This window comes from Polaromonas sp. P1_G2, assembly GCF_056405515.1.
Genome location: NZ_JBFUBY010000255.1, coordinates 1 through 6,123 on the forward strand (window position 1 = coordinate 1; position 6,123 = coordinate 6,123).

The 6,123-nt window shown below is 64.7% G+C and carries 2 protein-coding genes and 2 pseudogenes; 2 read left to right on the top strand and 2 right to left on the bottom strand.

Annotated features, from left to right (window positions below; all coding sequences use genetic code 11):
* Positions 1-3,706: beta strand repeat-containing protein (locus AC1D0P_RS20440; RefSeq protein WP_477678431.1), on the top strand; the 3,706-nt coding region annotated here is incomplete at its 5' end.
* A gap of 187 nt (positions 3,707-3,893) precedes the next feature.
* Here the strand turns inward: AC1D0P_RS20440 and AC1D0P_RS20445 are convergent.
* Positions 3,894-4,442 (bottom strand): annotated as a pseudogene (locus tag AC1D0P_RS20445) (C40 family peptidase); the annotation flags it as partial.
* A gap of 225 nt (positions 4,443-4,667) precedes the next feature.
* On the opposite strand from AC1D0P_RS20445, the gene AC1D0P_RS20450 reads away from it, so the two are divergent.
* Positions 4,668-5,825 (top strand): PQQ-dependent sugar dehydrogenase, encoded by a 1,158-nt coding sequence (locus AC1D0P_RS20450; RefSeq protein WP_477678432.1) that lies wholly within the window; start codon positions 4,668-4,670, stop codon positions 5,823-5,825.
* Positions 5,826-5,828: 3 nt separating this feature from the next.
* Here the strand turns inward: AC1D0P_RS20450 and AC1D0P_RS20455 are convergent.
* Positions 5,829-6,123, bottom strand: a pseudogene (locus AC1D0P_RS20455) (hypothetical protein); the annotation flags it as partial.

A 6,123-nucleotide genomic window follows, 5' to 3' on the forward strand; every position in this document is an offset into this window, starting at 1 on the left:
GCGCAACGGCATCCTGATCGACGGGCGCAACACCGGCAGCGTCACCGGCAACCGCATTGAAAACACCAAGAGCGCCATCTCGGTGCAGTACACCGACGGCAGCAGCATCGCGATGGCCGGCAATAGCCAGGGCCCGACGGGCAACGAATGGGGGCTGAACCTGCACCTGAACGGTTACGTGGACGGCTCAACGATCCGCAGCAACCCGATGGCCGCGAGCCCGACCCTGGCCTGGCAGCAGGCATTGCTGGCCCTGAGCGCCGCCAACGGCGGCTGGTCGGTGCAGGACCAGGGCTACACCTCGTCCAACCGCACACACGTGAACGTGGCCACCACGGGTTCCGGCGGCGCGCAAGGCAGCGCGCTCACGCCGCTGGGCAGCGTCCAGGGCGGCGTGGACGCCGTGGTCATGGGCGGCACGGTCAATGTCGCAGCCGGCACCTACACCGGCGGCGTCAGCATCACCAAAGCGCTGACGCTGGATGGCGCAGGCGCGGGGCAGACGGTGCTGCAGGCCGCCTCGGCGGGCGTCGGTGACGGGGTGACCATCAACAACGCCTCCAACGTCACGGTCTCCGACCTGTCGATCGCCAACTACGGCAACGGCCTGCGCATAGACGGAACTTCCAGCAACGTGACGGTCAATCGGGTCGCCTTCAACAACAACACCTCCGGTATGCGCAACGGCACGACGACCCGGGCCGATAACTTCCGCATGTTGAACAGCAGCATCACCGGCGGACAGATCGGTGTGCAGACCTACAACAACTACCAGATGGTGGGTGGCCACCCGGTCGCTACGGGCTCTTTCAGCAACGCTCTGTTCGAGAACGTCACGGTGGACGGGCCGAGCTTCAAGGGCTTTTACTTTGAAACCGCGAACGACCTGACGCTCAGGAACGTCACTGTCAGCAACGCCGGAAATTACGGCGCGCCCCCCACCTCGTCGCTGCACCGCCAGTTCGGCGCGGGCATAGACATCAACCTCAAGTACGACGCTTTCAATTCGATCAATTTCGACAATGTGGTGGTCAAGAACTCGGGCTATAGCTCGAACGACCCGACAGCCGCGGCGGTGGTCATCAAGACCCGCGGTATCCCCGGTGACAGCAGCTATAGCGCAGCGCCGGCCACCCTGCAAAGCGTGAATATCTCGGGCGGCAGCATCGAAGACTCCAGCCATGCCGGCATACGCTTTGAAACGCTGAGCCGTGGCAAYAACAACGGTAATGGCAATGGAAACGGTAACGGCAACAACGGCAATGGAAATGGAAATGGAAACGGAAACGGAAACGGAAACGGTGGACAGACCAGCGTCACCATCACCGGGACGCAGTTCAAGAACAACGGTCAGGACATCGTCGTCGACAACACCTCGGTCGACGCCCGAGGCGCCGTCTTTGTGGGCGCGGCAGACGGTTTCGCCATTGAAGACCGCGTGACCCATGCGCTGGACACCACCGGGCGCGGCCTGGTGACCTGGACGGACGGCAATGTCTACGTCACGCAGGCCAGCGGAAGCATCCAGCGCGGCGTGAATGCCGTGGTCGCCGGCGGCACGGTCAACGTGGGCGGCGGCACCTTTGTGCAGCCTTCCACGCTGGTGGTCGACCGCGGCGTGACCTTGACCGGTTCAGGCCAGGGCGCGACCGTGATCGACGCGCATAACGTCAACGGCTACGGCATCAACGTGACGGCCGACAATGTGTCGCTCAGGGACTTCACGCTTTACGGACCCAGCGCCAACGTGGCATCGTCCTACGGCATCAAGGTGGCGCCCGTGGGCGGGGCATCGGCCCGGCTGCGCAATTTTTCGATCCGCAACGTCACTACCCGCGGCGCGGGCCGGGCCGAGTTGGACCTCAACGGCGTGGACGGCGCGCTCATAGACCATGTCACGGCCAACGGCGCGCCCGTGGGCAACGATGCGGGCAGCACGCAGGGGGCCGGCATCCAGCTAACCGACAGCGCTAACGTGACTGTCAGCAACAGCACCACGCGCAACAACGCCTGGGGCGGCCTGGCGCTTTACCAGGCCAACCGCTTCTACAACCAGCAGGTGAACAACATCACGGTGGCGGGCAATAACACGTTTACCGAGCGCAACCCGGTCTTCATGCAGGACGAGTCGGCCAGCCGCAACTTCGGCGCGCTCAGCATCGCCGGCTTCGACTTCGCGGTGCGCAACGCCAGCACGGCGAGCGACAACAACCAGTACACCTGGCTGCAGGCCTCGCAGCAGAACGCCTACGACTACGCCGTCAACCTGGGCAGCTCGGCCTCCAGCTACGTGCAGGGCTGGAACGGCGCACAGGCCACGCAGGACTTCCACGTCGGCATCGGCAGCCTGCTGGGCGGCGGCACCCAGGCCCTGTCCATCGGCACGGCGATGGGCAACGCTGGCAACGGCGCCAACATCCGCGTGGGCGCCGGCGCCTACGGCGAGAACGTGGTGGTGAACAACCCCTACAACTTCTACTTCAGTGACAGCACCGTGCACAGCCTGGCGCTCAATGCCGGCGCGGGCGGCTCCGGCATCGCCGGCACGGTGACGGCCGACGGCGCGGGCGGCATCGTGTTCAATGCGCCGGTCAGCCTGCTGGGCGACACGACGCTGGCCACCCTGGGCGCCGACATCACCCTCAACGGCGACATCCAGAATGCCGGGGCCACAGCCCGCGCGCTGAGCCTGGTCGCCGGTTCGGGCGCCAGCCGCGGCAATGTGCACATGCTGTCGGGCGGCACCGAGGCCAATGCGCTGGGCCAATTCGAGGTGGTGTCCAACGCCTTCAGCCTGGACAGCACACTGTGGGTCAAGGGCTATGGCATCGACGCGCTGGGCAATGTCGCGCTGAGCAACCACACCCTGCGCGGCCAGGACGCCGGCGCCACCAACACCCTGAACGCCGGCGGCGACGTGAGCGGCTCCACCATCAGCCAGGGCGCCGTCCAGGTCACCAGCGGCGGCGATGTCTCGGCCAACGTCACCGCCAGCGAGGTTGCGGTGGCCGCCGTCGGCGACGTGAGCGGCACCACCACCAGCCAGGGCAATGTGCAGGTCAGCAGCAGCACCGGCAACGTCAGCGGCAGCATCAGCGGCACCAGTGTGGTCGTGCAGGCGCAGGGCGACATCAGCGCCACCACCACCAGCCAGGGCAATGTGACGGTCAGTAGCAGCACCGGCAACGTCAGCGGCAACATCAGCGGCAACAATGTGGTCGTGCAGGCACCGCAGGGCGACGTGAACGTGGTGGTGGTGGCCACGGGCTCCGCCTCACTGGCCGGCGACTCGGTGGTCGCCAATGTCGTGGCGCCCGTGGTGACGGTGGCCGCCGTGGGCGAGGCCCAGCTCTCCGGCTCGTCCTCGCAGGTCACGATGAACGCGGGCAGCGGCAGCGTCAGCGGCAATTTCGGGCAGGTCACCAATTCGGGCGGCGGCCTGGTCAACGTCAACGGCAAACCCCAGGGCAACCAGCAGCTGTCGTCCAACACCGAAAACAACCGCGTGATCCCTTCAGGCAGCAATCTGGTGGAAGGCACCCCGGCCGAGCAGCCCGTGCTTCAGCTGGCCCAGGCTGCCAGCCTGGTGGCGGACACCGAGGTGCGCACGGTCCGCAGTTCACCGTCCGGCGCCGGCGAGGCCATCGACAACGGCCAAGCCGTGGAACTCGACATGTCGCCGAAAAACGAGCGCGAGAAGGACTAAGAGAAGGGGAAAGCCCTGGAAAGAGGGCAAAAAAACCGGCTCAGCGCCGGTATTGTTCCTGCTGCATCACTTGCTGTGCCTGCAGGCTGGCTGCGAGTTGCGGTGCGGCGTTTTGCACGGCCTGGATTTCGGAGGCTGCGGCCGTCGCAGGCTGGGAAACCGGCAGTGCCGACGTGCGCTGGGTTTCCGGCACGGTGTTGCCTTGCGGGGTGACGCGGCGGGCGCCGTCAAAGCGGCGCTGCCAGTAGCTCACGCCCATGCTTTCGACACGCACTTCGGCGCCGGGCTTGGGGGAGTGGATGAATTTGCCGTCGCCGACGTAAATACCGACATGGCTGAAGGCGCGCCGCATGGTGTTGAAAAACACCAGGTCGCCGGGCTGCAGGTCGTTCTTGTCGATGCGCTGGGTGGCCGCGGCCTGTTGTTCGGCGCGGCGCGGCAGCAGCAGGCCGACGCTTTGTTCGTAAATGGYGCGCACAAAACCGCTGCAGTCAAAGCCGGTTTCCACCGTGTTGCCGCCGCGCTTGTAGGGAACCCCCAGGAAACCCATGGCGTTGACCACCAACTCGGAAGCCTTGTTGCTGACGTTCTGGCGAACGTGGTCGATCTTGGTGAGCAGGCCCTTGTCGGCCAGCAATTTGTCCATGTCATCGCCGGAGCTGCCCGGTGCCGCGTGCACGCCCGCCGCCAACAAGGCAGCAGAGGCAATGATGAGGGCAGGGGCAATTTTTCGCATGGCGCCTAGGATACTTGACAGATCTGTCCTACGTCAACCTCAAGTGGCTTCTTGATAAGCTTTACAAACCCTTGATTTGTAACGAGTTTATCTACGGGAAAACCCCTTTTTACGATTCAGGTGCTATGTTTGCATATGAAAAGGACGCATTGCCGGGCTACCTGTTGCCTGCCTCGGGCCCAATCTTGCGGCCGCCGGCTTTCGCGTAACTTTAAGGAGTGAAATATGGCTTACTTCCAAGCGGCATATGGAAAGTCAGCTCTTGTTTTGATAGCAATTTTCCTGGCCGGACTCCCTGCCCGGGCGCAGAGTGTGCGCACTGAAACCGTGGCAACCGGCCTGCAAAACCCCTGGGGCCTGGCTTTTTTGCCCGGCGGCCGTTTCCTGGTGACCGAGCGCCCGGGCCGGCTACGGGTCATCGCCGCTGACGGTAAGCTGGGGCCGCCGGCGGCCGGATTGCCCGGGATMGCCGCCGGCGGGCAGGGTGGGCTGCTCGACGTGGTCACCGACAGCGACTTTGCCCGCAACCGCACGGTCTTTTTCTGCTTTTCCGAGCCCGGGCCTGGGGGCCGCGGCAACAGCACCGCGCTGGCGCGGGCGACCCTGAGCGCCGACGACAGCCGGCTCGAGAACCTCAAGATCATCTTCAGCCAGAAACCCAAGGTGGCCAGCAGCTCGCACTTCGGCTGCCGCATCGTCGAAAGCCGGGCTGCCGGCGGCGCCGTTGACGGCAAGCTTTTCCTGACGCTGGGCGAGCGCTTTTCGCGCAAGGAAGACGCCCAGGCGCTGGACAACCACCACGGCAAGATCGTCCGCATCAACAAGGACGGCACCGTCCCCCAGGACAATCCTTTCGTGGGCAAGGCCGGGGCCCTGCCGGAGATCTGGAGCTACGGCCACCGCAATGCCCAGGGCGCCACGCTGGCGCCCGACGGCACTTTCTGGATGCACGAACACGGCCTGCAAGGCGGCGATGAAATCAACCTTTCCAAGGCCGGCGCCAACTACGGCTGGCCCGTCATCACCTACGGCGAGAACTACGGCGGCGGCAAGATTGGCGAAGGCCTGACCGAAAAAGCCGGCATGCAGCAACCCCTGCATTTTTGGGTGCCGTCGATCGCGCCTTCGGGCATGGCCTTCTTGACGAGCGAACGCTACGGCAAGGCCTGGCAGGGCAATTTGTTCGTTGGGTCGCTCAAGTTCGGCTACCTGGACCGTATCGAACTCTCCGCGCCTTTCGCCGGCAAGGTGGTGCGCGAAAGCAAGCTGCTCACCGAACTCGGTGAGCGCATACGCGACGTGCGCCAGGGCCCGGACGGGCTGCTCTATGTGCTGACCGACAGCAGCAACGGCAAGCTGGTTCGCGTGCTGCCGGGGAGTTGAAGCCTAGGGCCTGTTAACGCTATTTATGCAAGATGCGTTGCGAGTCAAAAAGGCCTTGAGCAAGGCGCAAAACGCAGGCGGGGTAGACCCCGTCAAGGCCTTTTTGATCGCAACCCGAAGGGAATGGGGTGAAAACGGCGCCACTCGGCCGCTGACGTAGACGGTGTCGCCGTGCCTCAGGGTGGACACGTAATTGCCGCCTATCTTGATCTCGCCTTCGAAGCTGTAGCCGAGGGCGGCTTCCTGGGCGGCAAAACGGGCGTCGCGTGAATCTTCCATGGCGGGTGCTTTCTTGGGG